Genomic DNA, 13,975 nt, shown 5'->3' on the forward strand with positions numbered 1-13,975 from the left:
GTCTACATAACTCCGAGGTTTTTTGCCGGATCGTGGAGCTCGGACGTGCCCCTGAGCGCCTGCGGTCACCCGCATTGCTGTAACAGCAACGCAGCTCTATAGGCCGGGCGGCTTCCGCATCACGTAGCGGACGACTTCAGCAACACATGGTGCAGATGATCTATCGCCCGCCGCACCCGCGGATGATCCCTGTCGCCAGCGCGCAGTGCTTCCAGGCCGTCCATGTCGCCGTGCAGGGCGAGGACAAGCGCCGGTCCGCTTATCACCCATGGCGCGTTGGCGCGCGCCTGGTGCCCGATGCCATGCTCTCGAAAGAGCTTCATGAGCGTGCGGGGATCAAGCCCCGCGATGTGGCGCGCCTCCTTCATGCCGATGCGATCAGCAGGAGCGACCAGAACCGGAAGGATGCTCTCAGCCATGCGCGGCACCTCGCATCTTCTTCCGCCACGTCCCGACCGTCTGCGGACTCACGCCCAGGCGACGGGCGACCTCACGATTCGACAGGTTAGGATCTGCCCTGAGCATCGATCGTATGGCAGCGGCTTTGTCGGCAGTGGTGCGGTGCTCAGATTGCGCACATCGAGCTTGGACGGACCCCGACAGGCGGGACAGGTCAGAGCGCAGAACCGCGATGAGGATGGCGTCTTTCTCATCCCCTCGGGAACGTCCGTAATAATTGAGGTGGCTCATCCACTCCAGCCGCGCCGCATACCCCTGAAAATCGAGAGCTGGCATGGTATCGAGCAGATGTTCGAGTGCTGCCTGCCGCGCGTAAATCCAAATTGGGGCGTCGTAGTGAGGCTCGAAGGCGCTGCGGTCATCCCTCAGCTTCTCCCATGCTAAATACTCCGCCCAGACCGCCGTCACTTCAGTCGGTAGAGGATATGCCCGTTGCAAGGCGCCCCAGACCACAGGCGGCGGATTGCCACTTTGCCAGCCAGCATAGCCGGAGACGTAGGTCTCGTGGCTGTTGCTGAAGCGGCTACGATCGGCGAGGGGATGCAAAGCCGCGCGCAGGAGCTCTTCCTGCTTCGTGTCGGCAAAAACTGCGTCTTCGCTTCCGTACTCCGCCAGCAGCTCTCGGCATCGAGCTTGCCGCTTCATCTCCCTCTCGGAGCGCTCGCGGGCCTGCTTGGCCTTATAGCCAGGCTCCCTCTCTTCCATCCAATCGTCGAAGCCATCGAAGAAGCCAGCCTTCTTGGGTTCTGGCTGGCCGCTCAATTTGGACACTGCCTGAGCGAGTGTCAGGCCGGCGCCTTTCGCTATAGCCTCGGCGCGTGACCGAGCCGCTGCGCGCTCGCCCTCGGTTGCGCCCTCCTTCATCAGGGCGTGAACCTTGCGGAATTTCTCGGTGTCCAATTTGGACGCGGTGGCGGTCATGAGCGCGAGCCTCCATTTTCCTCGGTGCCGGTCGGCGGCGTCTGGCGCGCCTGTGCGATTGCTTCGCAGGCTTGCTTCGCGGTCAGCCCGAAGCGGGCCTTCAGCTCCGGGATGAGGGGATGGGGTGGGCTCGCCAGTGCGGCCAGCCACTCAGCGGCCGCCTGGGCGGGGAGGGGCGCGTTCGTCATGCTGCCTGCTCCCATTCCTTCCAGCCTTCGCCGTCGCCTGCTTGGAGCAGCTTGGCCGGGACCTGCGATCCTGCGTGCCCAGGCATGGGCCCCCACTGTGCGGTTGCCCACATCGCTTGTGTGCGCCCAGCACGCAGACGCTTCTCCCACGTCTCGTCGGTGACCACGGTCGCAGCTGCCGAGTGGAACCCTTCGAACCGGCGCTTCGAGATGAACCGGCAGGCATGGATGGTTTCGTGCTCAGGCTTGCTCTTGAGGAAGGCGATGTACGGGGGGACAGCCGCGACACACGCAGCCCGCTCGGCCTCGTCGAGCTTTTGCCAGGCTTCATAGGCTTCCCGCTTCGACATGTTCGGGCTTCTGGGGTAGGCGATCCAGAAAGCTTCGAAAGCCTCTGGATAGGAATTCACCTTTCTTGCTTTCGCCTTGCCGTCCGGGTTGGGCCCGGACAAAGAACCAATAGGTTCTTCTTTCCTTTCCCCTTCCCTTCCTTTCCTTTCCGCTTTCCCGGCGTGTCTCACGCGTGCCTCACGCGTTGAGCACGCGTCAGTTACCAAAGCATTTTCAGTGGGTTCAGGAATTTCGCTTGGTCGTTCCCGGTTGTTTATGACTTGGTGTCGGTGCCAGCTCGGGATCACCCCGAATTCACGCCCGTCGCACGCGTATTTCCGAACGAAACCACGCGTCGCCAACGCGTCGAGCACGCGTGAAAAGTCGACCTCGTCGTAGGGAAGGATGTCGACCTTCAGCTGCCGCGGGCGCCAAGCGAACCGGCCCTCGCGGTCGCACTGCGTCCAGAGTCCGGCAAATGCTAACCGGAGAGGCAGGCCAGTTTCATGCTCGGCGTCGAAGAGGCCTTCGTGCTTGAAGAAGTCTGGTTTGATCGTCCTGATGCGAGCCATCACACCCTCACTGCGTTGCGCACAGCCGAGCATGCGATATCGATGAACAGGTCGATGGATTTCACCGGGCCGTTCCGCTGCTTGGCGATGATGAATTCGAGCTTATTTTCCACCTGCTCCAGGCGGTCGAGGCGATCGGCTTCCGCGTCGGGGTCCTTCCCCCGCTCCTTGGCCAAATAGTAGGCTTCTCGGTACAGGAAGACGATTGTATCGGCGTCCTGCTCGATCGACCCGGAATCGCGGAGGTCCGACATCATCGGCCGCTTGTCTTCGCGCGTTTCGACGCCGCGGCTGAGCTGCGAGAGCGCCAGCACCGCGATATCGTATTCGCGCGCCATGTTGCGTAGGCCCGCCGATATCTCGGTGATTTCGTGGACGCGGTTGCCTTGGTACCTTGAGGATGCCGCGACGAGCTGGAGATAATCGACGACGAGCACGGCCATCGACGCGCCGCGCTTCTCCAGATCCTCACACATGCGATCGAGCTTGGCGCGGACCTGAGTCACCGACTGGTTCGGTGCATCCTCGATCAGCAGTGGCAGGCGGCCGAACTCGTCGCTTGCAGCCTCGATGACGGCGAACTGATCCGGCGACACTCTGCCGGCGATGAGGTCGGCATAGTGGACTCGGCCGAGGCGGTCATAGGCAAGATCAGTCAGGGCGCGCATGGCCAATGTCTTCGCTCCCATCTCCAGCGAGACAAAACCGACGCCGACATTCGATCGCGCGGCCTTCAGGGCGATCGAGAGCGCGACCGCCGTCTTGCCCATTGAGGGACGAGCGCCGATGACGGTCATCTCGCCCCGCTGAATGCCGCCTGTGGCGTGGTTCACGTCAGCCAGGCCCCACGTTGTGCCAGTGAGCCCGTGGCCTCGGTCGATCGCGTCTTGCACCGCCTGAAGCGCTGCGGCGGACGCCTCGGCGAAGGTGTGCCGCGTCTTGATCTGCCGACCGCTGCCCAACGGTGAGGCAATGTCGTCAATGGCTCGGCTGAGGTGCCGCGCCATTTCCAGAGGGTCGGCGCCCGGGTCCTGCGAAGCTTCAGAAATGGCCGCGGCTTCTTCGCCCAGGGCCAGCCGTCCCCACTGCTGCATGACGGCCGAGATCGACGTCTTAAGCCCAGCGGGGCCACGCACGCAGTTGACCGTCAGGCGCGCCAAATAATCAGCCAGCGGAAAGCCGAGGGCGGATTCTGCTGCCTGCTTCTGCTGTTCCGTGAACATGCGGAGCACGACGCCGGCCGACGCGCTGCCGTACTGCGCTGCTGCGGTCGAGATGTTCTCGAAGATGAGGCGGTGCAGGGGCTCGATGAAGTGCTCTGGCCGCAATGCGGCGGCCTCGAGCTTGACGCTTTTGCTCACGAGCAGGGCACCCAGCACCTCATGCTCGAGCTCTGGGATGAAGCCGGCGCTATGGTGCATCGCCGCGCTTTGTCTGATCGATTGATGCTGATGCGCTTCAGAGGGCATGATTACCCTCCTTTTTCATTTGTTGGTGGATCTGGCGATGATGGAGGCGGCAGAGCCATTTCACATCGAGCGGCCGGTCGTAGTCGTGATGGTGGCCATCGGCGTTCGGCGCGCCGCAGACTTCGCAGTTGCCGCGAATGAGGAGGCCCTTCTTCAGCGCGCTCCGGAGAGCCTGATGCGCCCAGAGTTCTTTAGGGTGGCTATCGTTCCACCGGCTCTGCGAGGTGACCTTCCGGGACCTCTTCGGCGCGTTGGTCATACAGCACCGCCAATGCCTGCAAGCTCGCAGACGGTGCGGGCGTGATAAACTGACAGGTTGAAGCGCCTGGCGACGTGACGGACTGCTGGACTTTCGGAGGAGGAGGACTTAGGTTCCTGGGTATCAAGCGCCGTGCCAACAGCTTTGATGTTCAGAGGAACCCTGTCGCTTCCCGCGACGGGGTTTTTCGTTTTCATCACCGCGCCCCTTATGCCGCAACCGAAGTCGAGAGGCGGCGGTGAGAAGCGAGCCAGCGATCCAAGTCGTCTGGATCGTAGACGACGACCTTGCCGATTTTGATGTAGGCTGGGCCACCGCCCGTCAGGCGAAGTTTCTCGAGGGTGGATGAGGCAAATCCGGTATATTTGCCGGCCTGCTCGGTGCGAAGCTTGGGGCGCTTCGAGATGCCGTCGATGGCATCGGTCATGTGGCTTCCTTTCCTTGCAGCGGACACCGCGTCCGGTGAGAGGAAGCTGAAACCAATTTCGGATTATCGCGATGGGCTAAAGGGTCGGACCCATCCCCGTAATGATGAACTAGAAATGGGCCCGACCCATAGCTACATTATTGTTCTGAATAGAAATTTAGGGTCCGACCCATTTGCAGACTATCGGTTTCTTCCGAGCTGCGATTCAACCTCTCTGAGGAAAGTTGCCATGTACTCGGACTTCGTTTTCCCAAGCTTAGGAAGCTCCGGGAATCGCTTTTCCCATTCGGAGACGAGCACAAGTTCCAGTGCCGCCTTGTTTTCGGAATTGACCCGTCGAGACTGTTCGCCAGCATCGTTCCCCTGTGACGCCACGAAGTCGAGCATGAACTTGAGGAAGGGTGACAGGTAAACCTCAGCGGCGACCGTAGCATGTGCTGGCGGCGGAGGCTGGCTGATGTCGTCCTGCTTGGCGATTAACTGAGATAGTCCCGCCTTCTCGACGTAAATCAGCATGTCCTCGCGGTGCGTGCCGTTGAGAACGAACGTTGCCTCCATCATGCACTTCTGAAACGCGCTGGAATAATCATCTAGCATCCAGAGTTCGGGCCCGAAAAGCGCGTAGGGCTCGCCAGCATAAGGCGATTGCGCTCCGCTGAATTCTCTCGCTGGGATAACCCGTCCGCCTTCCAATGGCCGCAGACCGTACCGCAGACCCGAGCGGCCGATTGCTGTTCCGATAAATTCTTGAACCTCCTTGAAGCGTTTGCGACTGGCTATCAGCTGCTCCTCCTCCTCTGGTCGGATGTAGCGAAGATCGACAGTATCTTCGGGCTTCCAGTCATCCGGAAAGAGAAAAGGACCGACGAGATCCACTGCCCTCGCTAGGAAAATGAAATCGTCCTCAAACGAGTCTCTTGGCCACTTGGATGGCCTGTTCCAAAACTCCCCGGCTTCCGTGAGCCTTGAGCCTGATCTGCCTGCCATTGCTATCCCGCACCGAGAGGCACCTGAAGGCCGCAGGGAAGCCGGTGGTGCGCGCCGGCTTGTCGGATGGCCGTCCTATCCCTGCAGAGCTGATTTACTTTCGCGATTTCTCCAGAGGCACCACATTGTCGCGGGACGAACCGTTGCCTCCCATCGCATCCATGATGCGTGCGCCGATCGCCTCTGAAGCCTTCCGAACGGGATCGGCTTCGAGGTGCGCATAGCGCTCAGTGGTGCGTGATTGCTTGTGCCCGAGAAGCTTGCCGACGATCGGCAGACCCATGTTCGAACCGGCGCCGACGCTGGCGAACGTGTGACGCAGATCGTGGAGCCGGACGCGGAAGCGTGGATTGTCCGCGTCCGCCATCAAGCCGGCGTGCCTCCTGACCGCCGCCCATGGCCGCTTGAGATCGGCGCGCGGCCGACTCTCCCAGGTGCCGTCTGCGCGCTTCCGCGGCCGGCCAGGCACCACATACCGATCGACCCGCGGCAGCTCGGAGAGAATGAGCTGCGCCGGCCCGTTCAGGATGATGGTTTTCTGACCGGTTTTACTGTCGGGAAGGAAGAGCAGCCCGCGTTCAAGGTCGACCATATCCCAGGTCAGGCCAAGAATCTCATTGCGCCTTGCGCCGGTCAGCACATAGAGGCGGAGGGCGGCGGCGACCGTTGCGTCGATCTTCACCCGGCGGTTTTCCGCTTTGGGCGCATGCTTGGTGTTCTTCTCCGGGTCGGGCTCCCAAGGAATGCCGGCCGTCTCGGCTTCGGTGATGGCCTCGCCGAGACGCTGGAGCTCAGCCGAGGTCAGGAAGCGCTCGCGCTTGGCTTCCTTGAACTTCTCGATGCCAGAAGCCGGGTTTTCCATCTTCGGGAGCAGCTTCGCATCCATGGCCCAAGAGAACATGGCGCCGATCACCGCGAGCAGGCGATTGCCGGTCGTGGCCTTTGCTTTCAGCTTCAGATGAATCGGCGCGATATCGAGTGAGGTGATGCTGGCCGCGGGGCGCTTCGAAAGCGTGTCGAGGGCATAGGTCTTCAGAAGATGGCGGTAGAGGTCATGGGTGGTCGGTTTCTTCTTTGCCGCGACATTGTCAAGGTAGGCGGAGGCGAGGGCGCCGAACGTCATCGCAGTCCTGGCTGCCGCCTTCTCCTGCGCCGGGTCCTCGCCCTTCACCACAGATGCGAGGATCCGCTTACCCTCCTCGCGCGCTTGCTCGGGCGTCACCTTCCCCAGCTGAGCGATGGTCACACGCTTGACGCTGCCGGCGCGCCCGGCCCCCGTTCGATACTGAACGATGTAGCTCATGCCGCCGCCCTTGCGGACGCGCACGCCAAAGCCGCGAAGCTCACTGTCGAAGACGTAGAAGTCGGTTCCGTTCGGCTTGATCGCGTCGACTGCGCGCTTCGTCAGCTTGACGGGTTGTTGCTCTGATTTTGGCACGGGGCATCACCGGGGCATCACGGAAAATGAAACTGGCGGATACCAGTGGAAACAGAATATGGGAAAAGTGGTGAGAAAGAAAGGCTTGCGGAAACTGGCAGCAATGAACGGAAACAGAACGAAATTGCGGCCCGTTGCATGGCATGCAAGAGGTCAGCGGTTCGATCCCGCTTAGCTCCACCAAATCTTCCAAATCAAGAAGCATGACCGGCAGCCTCGACCAAGGCCCGATCTTTTTTCGCCCTTGTCGGCCGGTGGTGATCTCTCTCTCAGCCACAGAGGCGGTCGGCGCTGACAAGCGCGCTGCTTTGACCGTCCCGTATGGTTAGATGAGCCACCGCAAGGGCATGGGCTCGGTCGAGCAGCGACAGGCGGTGGGCGATGTTTTGGTCGAGCGCAGCCAGCAGGTTCGGATGGATGTGCAGGAGGCCGCCTGCGTGGCAGGAAAGACCGCCGTCGGCGGAGGCCGTCTTGAGAAGCCGGCCGACATGCGTGCGGGAGACACCGAAACGTTGACCAAGCTCGGTCTGGTCGACAGCGAAGGGGCGGCCCGGAGCCTGGGCCTGCATCTGGGCGAGCTTCAAGAGAAGCAGCATTCCTGCCGATGCCGCTTAGAAGCGCAGGAGCAGTGGCTCAGCAGGAATGATGTCCTTCGCCAGCGGCTCGAGCGCGGCGATCCAGGCGCCGCGCATAGGCCTCGCAGTCTCGAGCGCCCGATAATGGACGCGGATGAAGTCGCAGTCATGCGCGATCAGACTTGCCGTCGGCAAGACGACCCGCATCCGCAGATCATCGGCCACCGGCGCGATCTCGACATGTCCCATCTGCGCGAAGCGCGAGAGGATGCGATCGATCTGGCGCGGGCTGGCGATCTGGAAGAGATCGACCATCCTCTTCAGCCGGCCAATCGTCGGCAGAGTTGTCGGGTCCTCGTCGCGATAGCCTCCCCATGAAGCCATGAGCGCGGCATAGACGATGATGCGGCCGGCATCGAGCATGAGCTCGACGCGCTGCGGGCAGAACTCGTAGAGCGCCAAGAGATCGTCGATGTAGGCGTCGCGGCAATGGTCGAATTTCGGATGAGCAAGGATGTGGTCCGGTCCAAGGTGAACAACCTCCATCCTGCCAATCCTCCAGTTGCTGTGCTCCATGGCGTTGCTGCTGTCGCGATCGGATAGTGCACGCAATCTTCTGCGTGGACATCACGGTCTTCACAATTATCCTGTCGATCGGTCAGCCACTGCTCGAACAAGTTCTTCGCGCGCGCTTGCCGTTAAAGCATTTCGATTTGGAAAGCCGATACGAACTTCCGAATTCATGATCGCGGGGAAGGTTGTCCTTCGTGTTGATCCCAACTTTTCGTGATGCCGAGCACCGTTCCGTTCAATTCCTGTACCGAAAACGAGGTCTATCCCCGTCATGAAGGTTGCGATCCTTGGCGGCGGAGCTGTGGGGCTCGCGCTTGCGGCGAGCCTGGCGACAATTAAGGATTTCAGGGTTTCCCTGCTGCTTCGCGGCGGCGGTGCCGCGGCCTTGCGCAGCGAGGGTCTGCGCGTCGAGAAGCCAGACGGATCGGTCCTCGTGATCGCGCCTGAGGCGCTGGAGGTTATCGACAATCACGCGCCCGGCCCACTCGATCTTGCGTGCGACGTCCTGTTTCTGGCAACCAAGGCCTATCAGGTCGCCGACGTCTTGGAGGATTTGATGTGGCGGACCGACGACGGGCGCCGGCCAGGTGCGATCGTCCTGCTGCAGAATGGATGGGGCTTTGCCGACGAAGCCCGGCGGATCGTCCCGCCGCGCATTCCCGTTTTCAACGGCGTTGTTCTGGCAGGCCTGACGCGCCGTGATGTCAATCATGTGAAGGTCAACGGCGTCTCGGCGCCGCTGGCGATGGGATCCCTGTTCGCAGAAGACAAGGATCCGCTTACCGCTCTGGCGGAGAAGAGCTCCAGTGGTTTGCTCCCGCTCGCCGTGGCCGACGATATCCGCTCCAACGTGCTGCAGAAATTACTTCTCAACACGACGCTGAACGCAACCTGCTCGCTGACGGACTTGACCTATGGCGAACTGTTGACCCTTGAGGTCGTCCGGCCCCTTGCCCTTTCCGTCGCGCGCGAGGCGCTCGATGTGCTTGCTCACGTCTTCCGGTTCAATGCCTTCGCTTCGGCCACGTCATTCCTGGATGACCATTTGCTTCCTCTCATCGTGCCGAGAACGGCAACGCACCGTCCGTCGATGGCGCAGGATATCCGGGAGAGGCGAGAGACGGAGATCGACTATCTCAACGGAGCGATCGTGCGACTGGCGGTCGAGCACGGGCTCTCGGCGCCCGTCAATGAGAGCCTGACGGCGATGATCAAGGCCCGATCGCGACGCGCAGGCTAGAGAGGCTAGTCCCGATCCTCAGCGCCCTGCGCGTTTTTCGCGCGCCGAAGTTCCCCCCTGCTATGTCGAATGTGCGAAGCGTTCTTGATCCGGCGGCGATGCCCGGCGCCTCGGTCAGGTTCGAGATCGACATCGCTTCGGACTCATCGACTCGAAGCATCAACCTTGTGGGGCTCACTTTGCAGTCTTCGACTCACCGAATACGCACCCTCTTTTTAAACCAATGGGAGCAAAGCATGTCCCGTGGATCGGTAAGCTTGGAAGAAACTGCCTCCTGCAAACCGAGAGTTCGAGCAAGGATGAGGCTGTCTCCGCAGTCCAGAATGGAGTTGCCGCATGGTCCTTGCCGAAGAGCTTACGAAGACCGTTGACGTCGTGAGGTCTGCGCTTCCTGCCCCCATCTTCGAGGCGATCGCGCGGTCGATCGGCGACCTCCAGGCGAGCGGAATTTCCGGGAGGGCGGCCAAGGTGGGGGATCGCATCGAGCTCTCGAACTTCGAGGCGCTCGACGGGTCGCCCTTGTCGCTCGAGGACACGATCGGCAAAAGGCCGGCGGTGCTCCTCTTCTATCGCGGCGGCTGGTGCCCCTATTGCAACGTCCCGCTTCGGGCCTATGCCGCCGCCCTGCCCGAGATCGAAGCCTTGGGTGCCGGTCTTGTCGCCATCACGCCCGAACTGCCCGACCATGCGCTTCGCACCGCGGAAGCGGCAGGGGTGGGCTTCCCGATCGCGATCGACAAGGGCAACGCTTTCGCCCGGACGCTCGGCCTCGTCTTCACTCTCCCGGAAGATTTGCGCCCGCTCTACCGCGAGATCGGCATTGATCTGGCCTCCCAGAACGGAGATCAGAGCCATGAATTGCCGATCCCGGCCCTCTATGTGCTGGACGAGACCCGGACCGTACGCTGGGCTTTCGTGGAAGCCGACTTCACGCAGCGCGCCGACCCTCGCGATGTCGTCGCGGCGCTGCGGGCGCTGAAGGAGAGGGCAGGAGCCGCGGACGGCTTGGCACCACTCGGAGCCTGATGGTCCCGGTCGTCATCGAACCGCCGGCTATGCTCAGGTCTCGGCACCGCAAGGGTCATGGATGAGAGAGGGAATGCGCAACCGTCGTTCCCATCGCGGGGATCATCGACGCAAAGAAGAAGAGCTTCAGTCTCCTCATCTCAAGCCGGCAAGCTCTTCTTGATGTTCGTCAGTCCGGCGTAGCTCGCGCCGCTCCTGGCTGGGCCGCATCGGCAGGTAAGCCCGAAACGGCGTTGGTGACCGCATCGATCAGCAGCTCGGCCGAGAAGGGCTTCTGGAGGATGGGGTAGGGCGCGATCTCGTCGGGCACCTCCGCATAGCCTGACGTCAGGACGATCGGCAGGTCCGGATGTTCGACCAGGATGGCGGCTGCGAGCTGCGCGCCGGTCATGCCGGGCATGGCATAGTCGGTCACGACGCAGGCGAGGTCGTCGTGGCGGCGGACGATGTCGAGCGCATCTCTGGCATTTGCGGCCGCATGCACCACGGCACCGGCTTCGCGCAGAATCTCTTCCGTGCTCATCAGGATCAGCGGCTCGTCATCGACGACGAGTACCACCTTGTCCTGCAGGAGACGGGTGGAGATGCGCGGCGTCTCCGGCGCCGGGTCGGCCGCCGTCACGGCCGTTTCGGCGATCGGGAGCCACAGGTCGACCCGCGTTCCCTTGTTAAGCTGGCTTGTGATGATCAGCGTCCCGCCGGATTGTTCGGCGAAGCCGCTGACCATGGCCAGCCCGAGGCCGGTCCCCCGGCCAACGCCCTTGGTGGTGAAGAAGGGCTCCTGCGCCCGGGCCAGCGTCGCCTCGTCCATGCCGCTCCCCGTGTCGATGACGCTCAAGCAGGCGAAGCGCCCCTCGCCGAGGCTCTCGGGGGGCATCTTGCCGGTCTCGACCACGATCGAGATCACCCCTTCTTCCATGGCATCGCGTGCGTTGACCGCGAGGTTAAGCAGCGCCATCTCGAGCTGGTGGGGGTCGGCGTGCACCTGCGGGAGTCCCGTCGCAACATCGGCCCGGAGCGTCACGCGCGGCCCGAGCGAGCGCGCCAGCATGTCGTGCATGCCTGCGACGAGGGCGCTGAGATCGATGGCCTGCGGGTTCAGGCTTTGGCGTCGGGCAAAGGAGAGCATGCGCTGCGTCAGCGCCGCGCCGCGGCGGGCGCCTTCGATGGCGTTGTCGATCATGCGCACGGTGCGCTCATCGGCCGAAACCCGCTTGCGCGCGATTTCCAGGCTGCCGAGAACGACGGCGAGGATATTGTTGAAGTCATGGGCGATCCCCCCGGTCAATTGACCGATGGCCTCCATCTTCTGCGCCTGACGCAAGGCCGCCTCTGCCTTGCGTCGGGAGGTCACATCGACAAGGCCGCCCACGGCACGGATGAATTGTCCCTCCTCGTCCCGCTCGACCCGCGAGGTGGACAGGACGTCGATGAACTCGCCCTCCCGGGTCACGAGCCTGTACTCCCGCTCCAGCAGCTCCCCGATCTCGAGAAGCCGCTTCCAGTCGCTCAGCCTCTGCCGGGCGGAGTCTTCGGTCATGAAGGTGATCAGCGGCCGGCCGATGACGGCGTCCCGCTCGCAGCGCATCATGGCCAGCCAGGCATCGCTGACATCCTCGATCCGGCCGTCTGCGTCGAGGGAATGAAGAGGCAGCGGCGTGCGGCGATAGAGCAAGCGAAACTGCTCCTCGCTCCGCCGCAGCGCCAAGGCCTCCTTCGAGGCGAGAGCGGCGAAGCGGCGGTCGAACATGGCTGCCACGATGGCGGCGAGCAGGATCAGGAAGGTGATGGAGGAGACCGCCAGGGCCAGCGTCCCCTGCTCGACGCTCGCCATCGCGTCGCTGCCTGTCATTCCATCATGCATCCCGAACGAGGCAGCCCGCATGCCGGCGAAATGCATGCCCGAGATCGCGAGACCCATGGCCAGCGCCGACAACCCCTTCTGCAGAAAGCCGCCGCTGCGAAAGGCGAGCCAGAGCGCTGCGACCGCCGCCCCAATGGCGATGAAGACGGAAACGGCGACCCAGGTCGCTTCATAGGAGAGGGTGGCATGCATGCGCATGGCCGCCATGCCGACATAATGCATCGCCAGCACCCCGCCGCCCATGAAGAGCCCAGCGAGCATGAGGGAGAGTGACCCTGCTTCGGCGCGCGCGACGATCGCGAAGCCACCGCCGGTGACGACGATGGCAATGATCAGGGAGAGGAGCGTCAGGAAGGGATCATAGGCAACGGCCATGTCCGGAATGGAGTAGGCGAGCATGGCCACGAAATGCATCGACCAGATGCCACCCCCCATGCAGACGGCGGCGGTTGCAAGCCAGGCGGCGGCTCCAACTCTGGTCGTGGCGACTCTGATGCGTGCGGCGATATCCAGCGCCGTATAAGAAGCAGCAATCGCGATCAGTACCGCCAGCACCACCAGGACGCTGTCGTGAGTTCCTACCATGCCGCCTGCTTCCCCACCCCGTTCCGTCGCCTCCCGCCGCAACATTTCGGGGCTCATCAAGATTTTTCATTCTTAAACCTCAGAAGATCCGACCAATCTCCGAAGCCTTCCCGTGCTCTGCCGGGAATCACGGTCGCATCATTCGCGCTCGCTGGACAGAGTTTCAAGTTGAAAAACCGAAAAGCGTCCGCCGGTTGGGCACCTTTCCCATGCCGTTGCCGTGCGCAATCCGGTCAGATTCGTGTCGTCCGATGGCTATACGGCATCCGGTGAAAGATGTGTGGAGAAAAAACATCCCCCTCAAGCTCGCTGCCGCCTGCCGTAGCTTATCTTGGGGTTGTGGTCTGATAAATAGTACAGTCCAGAGTATGTGCGTTATCCCTTACGCTCCTGTACTGCATCTGTCATTGCACGAAACGACGTTTGTACGAAAACGAACAATAAAACTGTGATAGACATACCGTTGGCTGCCCGCTCCCGAGCGCCGACATATGTGAAGGACTTGGCGATGGATCGTCCTCTTCTGTTAATCGTTGAAGACGAAAGGTTGCTGCATCTCTTCATTGAAGACGCGCTCGATGGGGCCGGGTTCGCCGCCGTATTTTCTGCCGACGCCAAGACGGCGGTGGCCGAACTCGATCAGGACGTCGCTCGCTTTGCAGGTCTCGTGACGGATATCAGATTGGGCAGTATTCTGAGTGGCTGGGATGTTGCTCGCTATGCCCGCAAGCTCCAACCGGCCCTTCCCGTCGTCTATATCACCGGCGACAGCGCGCATGAATGGAGTGCCGAAGGAGTGCCCGGCAGCCTCGTTCTCACCAAGCCCTTCGCCGAAGCGCAACTGGTCACGGCCGTCGCACAGCTCCTGAACGTCCCGCCGCTGACCTAGCCGGGGAGCCCTCTTTCGCGCGCTTGCAGGCATCGATGTCGATGTTCATCCCCGCCCATTTCTCGATCCGGCCGTTGGCATCCAGCATCGGCGCGGCACGGACATTCGTCCAGCGCCATCCATCACTGCGTCCCTGCCGGACTGCTTGGCCGTCCTTATCCGTCGGGATGGTA

16 protein-coding genes are annotated in these 13,975 nt (G+C 62.2%); 3 read left to right on the plus strand and 13 right to left on the minus strand.

Annotated features, from left to right (window positions below):
* Nucleotides 1-119: 119 nt before the first annotated feature.
* The 12 genes from ACLE20_RS06955 to ACLE20_RS07010 all read right to left on the minus strand — a co-directional run bounded on the left by ACLE20_RS06955 (nucleotide 120) and on the right by ACLE20_RS07010 (nucleotide 8,171).
* Nucleotides 120-419 (minus strand): hypothetical protein, encoded by a 300-nt coding sequence (locus ACLE20_RS06955; protein WP_410939551.1) that lies wholly within the window; start codon nucleotides 417-419, stop codon nucleotides 120-122.
* On the minus strand, nucleotides 412-1,380 hold the full coding sequence (locus ACLE20_RS06960; RefSeq protein WP_410939552.1) for a transposase: 969 nt from the start codon (nucleotides 1,378-1,380) through the stop codon (nucleotides 412-414). The genes ACLE20_RS06955 and ACLE20_RS06960 overlap by 8 nt, the downstream gene beginning before the upstream one ends.
* Nucleotides 1,377-1,568 carry a hypothetical protein gene (locus tag ACLE20_RS06965; RefSeq protein ID WP_410939553.1) on the minus strand — a complete coding sequence of 64 codons (192 nt, stop codon included), beginning with the start codon at nucleotides 1,566-1,568 and terminating at the stop codon, nucleotides 1,377-1,379. Before ACLE20_RS06965 ends, ACLE20_RS06960 begins: the two co-directional genes overlap by 4 nt.
* Nucleotides 1,565-2,470, minus strand: a complete 906-nt coding sequence (locus ACLE20_RS06970; RefSeq protein ID WP_410939554.1) for a hypothetical protein — start codon at nucleotides 2,468-2,470, stop codon at nucleotides 1,565-1,567. The genes ACLE20_RS06965 and ACLE20_RS06970 overlap by 4 nt, the downstream gene beginning before the upstream one ends.
* On the minus strand, nucleotides 2,470-3,939 hold the full coding sequence (locus ACLE20_RS06975; protein ID WP_410939555.1) for a replicative DNA helicase: 1,470 nt from the start codon (nucleotides 3,937-3,939) through the stop codon (nucleotides 2,470-2,472). The genes ACLE20_RS06970 and ACLE20_RS06975 overlap by 1 nt, the downstream gene beginning before the upstream one ends.
* On the minus strand, nucleotides 3,929-4,198 hold the full coding sequence (locus ACLE20_RS06980) for a hypothetical protein (protein WP_410939556.1): 270 nt from the start codon (nucleotides 4,196-4,198) through the stop codon (nucleotides 3,929-3,931). Before ACLE20_RS06980 ends, ACLE20_RS06975 begins: the two co-directional genes overlap by 11 nt.
* Nucleotides 4,195-4,395, minus strand: coding sequence for a hypothetical protein (locus tag ACLE20_RS06985; RefSeq protein ID WP_410939557.1), 201 nt, complete (start codon nucleotides 4,393-4,395; stop codon nucleotides 4,195-4,197). Before ACLE20_RS06985 ends, ACLE20_RS06980 begins: the two co-directional genes overlap by 4 nt.
* Nucleotides 4,396-4,406: 11 nt before the next feature.
* The gene (locus ACLE20_RS06990) at nucleotides 4,407-4,625 is read right to left on the minus strand and encodes a helix-turn-helix transcriptional regulator (protein WP_410939558.1); all 219 of its coding nucleotides are present in this window, start codon (nucleotides 4,623-4,625) and stop codon (nucleotides 4,407-4,409) included.
* Nucleotides 4,626-4,805: 180 nt separating this feature from the next.
* A complete protein-coding gene (locus tag ACLE20_RS06995; protein ID WP_410939559.1) occupies nucleotides 4,806-5,501 on the minus strand; it encodes a hypothetical protein in 696 nt (231 codons plus the stop codon).
* A gap of 205 nt (nucleotides 5,502-5,706) precedes the next feature.
* A complete protein-coding gene (locus ACLE20_RS07000) occupies nucleotides 5,707-7,050 on the minus strand; it encodes a tyrosine-type recombinase/integrase (RefSeq protein WP_410939560.1) in 1,344 nt (447 codons plus the stop codon).
* 269 nt (nucleotides 7,051-7,319) lie between these two features.
* Nucleotides 7,320-7,646: a hypothetical protein gene (locus ACLE20_RS07005; protein ID WP_410939561.1), complete on the minus strand. Its 327-nt coding sequence runs from the start codon at nucleotides 7,644-7,646 to the stop codon at nucleotides 7,320-7,322.
* A gap of 15 nt (nucleotides 7,647-7,661) precedes the next feature.
* Nucleotides 7,662-8,171 carry a hypothetical protein gene (locus ACLE20_RS07010; RefSeq protein WP_410939562.1) on the minus strand — a complete coding sequence of 170 codons (510 nt, stop codon included), beginning with the start codon at nucleotides 8,169-8,171 and terminating at the stop codon, nucleotides 7,662-7,664.
* 298 nt (nucleotides 8,172-8,469) lie between these two features.
* Between ACLE20_RS07010 and ACLE20_RS07015 the strand changes: the two genes are divergently transcribed.
* Both ACLE20_RS07015 and ACLE20_RS07020 read left to right on the plus strand, forming a co-directional pair.
* The gene (locus ACLE20_RS07015; protein ID WP_410939563.1) at nucleotides 8,470-9,438 is read left to right on the plus strand and encodes a ketopantoate reductase family protein; all 969 of its coding nucleotides are present in this window, start codon (nucleotides 8,470-8,472) and stop codon (nucleotides 9,436-9,438) included.
* Nucleotides 9,439-9,774: 336 nt separating this feature from the next.
* Entirely contained in the window at nucleotides 9,775-10,464 is a 690-nt protein-coding gene (locus tag ACLE20_RS07020) for a peroxiredoxin-like family protein (RefSeq protein WP_410939564.1), read from the plus strand.
* Between the two features lie 169 nt (nucleotides 10,465-10,633).
* Here ACLE20_RS07020 and ACLE20_RS07025 read toward each other — a convergent pair whose 3' ends face one another.
* Entirely contained in the window at nucleotides 10,634-12,913 is a 2,280-nt protein-coding gene (locus ACLE20_RS07025; protein ID WP_410939565.1) for an MHYT domain-containing protein, read from the minus strand.
* Nucleotides 12,914-13,421: 508 nt separating this feature from the next.
* On the opposite strand from ACLE20_RS07025, the gene ACLE20_RS07030 reads away from it, so the two are divergent.
* Nucleotides 13,422-13,802 carry a response regulator gene (locus ACLE20_RS07030; protein ID WP_410939566.1) on the plus strand — a complete coding sequence of 127 codons (381 nt, stop codon included), beginning with the start codon at nucleotides 13,422-13,424 and terminating at the stop codon, nucleotides 13,800-13,802.
* Nucleotides 13,803-13,975 lie beyond the last annotated feature (173 nt).

This window comes from Rhizobium sp. YIM 134829 (genome assembly GCF_046546455.1).

Bases quoted from the DNA above. Each gene is read 5' to 3' on its own strand.
- ACLE20_RS06955 (WP_410939551.1), bottom strand. From the start codon at position 419: ATGGCTGAGAGCATCCTTCCGGTTCTGGTCGCTCCTGCTGATCGCATC.
- ACLE20_RS06960 (WP_410939552.1), bottom strand. From the start codon at position 1,380: ATGACCGCCACCGCGTCCAAATTGGACACCGAGAAATTCCGCAAGGTT.
- ACLE20_RS06965 (WP_410939553.1), bottom strand. From the start codon at position 1,568: ATGACGAACGCGCCCCTCCCCGCCCAGGCGGCCGCTGAGTGGCTGGCC.
- ACLE20_RS06970 (WP_410939554.1), bottom strand. From the start codon at position 2,470: ATGGCTCGCATCAGGACGATCAAACCAGACTTCTTCAAGCACGAAGGC.
- ACLE20_RS06975 (WP_410939555.1), bottom strand. From the start codon at position 3,939: ATGCCCTCTGAAGCGCATCAGCATCAATCGATCAGACAAAGCGCGGCG.
- ACLE20_RS06980 (WP_410939556.1), bottom strand. From the start codon at position 4,198: ATGACCAACGCGCCGAAGAGGTCCCGGAAGGTCACCTCGCAGAGCCGG.
- ACLE20_RS06985 (WP_410939557.1), bottom strand. From the start codon at position 4,395: ATGAAAACGAAAAACCCCGTCGCGGGAAGCGACAGGGTTCCTCTGAAC.
- ACLE20_RS06990 (WP_410939558.1), bottom strand. From the start codon at position 4,625: ATGACCGATGCCATCGACGGCATCTCGAAGCGCCCCAAGCTTCGCACC.
- ACLE20_RS07005 (WP_410939561.1), bottom strand. From the start codon at position 7,646: ATGCTGCTTCTCTTGAAGCTCGCCCAGATGCAGGCCCAGGCTCCGGGC.
- ACLE20_RS07010 (WP_410939562.1), bottom strand. From the start codon at position 8,171: ATGGAGGTTGTTCACCTTGGACCGGACCACATCCTTGCTCATCCGAAA.
- ACLE20_RS07015 (WP_410939563.1), top strand. From the start codon at position 8,470: ATGAAGGTTGCGATCCTTGGCGGCGGAGCTGTGGGGCTCGCGCTTGCG.
- ACLE20_RS07020 (WP_410939564.1), top strand. From the start codon at position 9,775: ATGGTCCTTGCCGAAGAGCTTACGAAGACCGTTGACGTCGTGAGGTCT.
- ACLE20_RS07025 (WP_410939565.1), bottom strand. From the start codon at position 12,913: ATGGTAGGAACTCACGACAGCGTCCTGGTGGTGCTGGCGGTACTGATC.
- ACLE20_RS07030 (WP_410939566.1), top strand. From the start codon at position 13,422: ATGGATCGTCCTCTTCTGTTAATCGTTGAAGACGAAAGGTTGCTGCAT.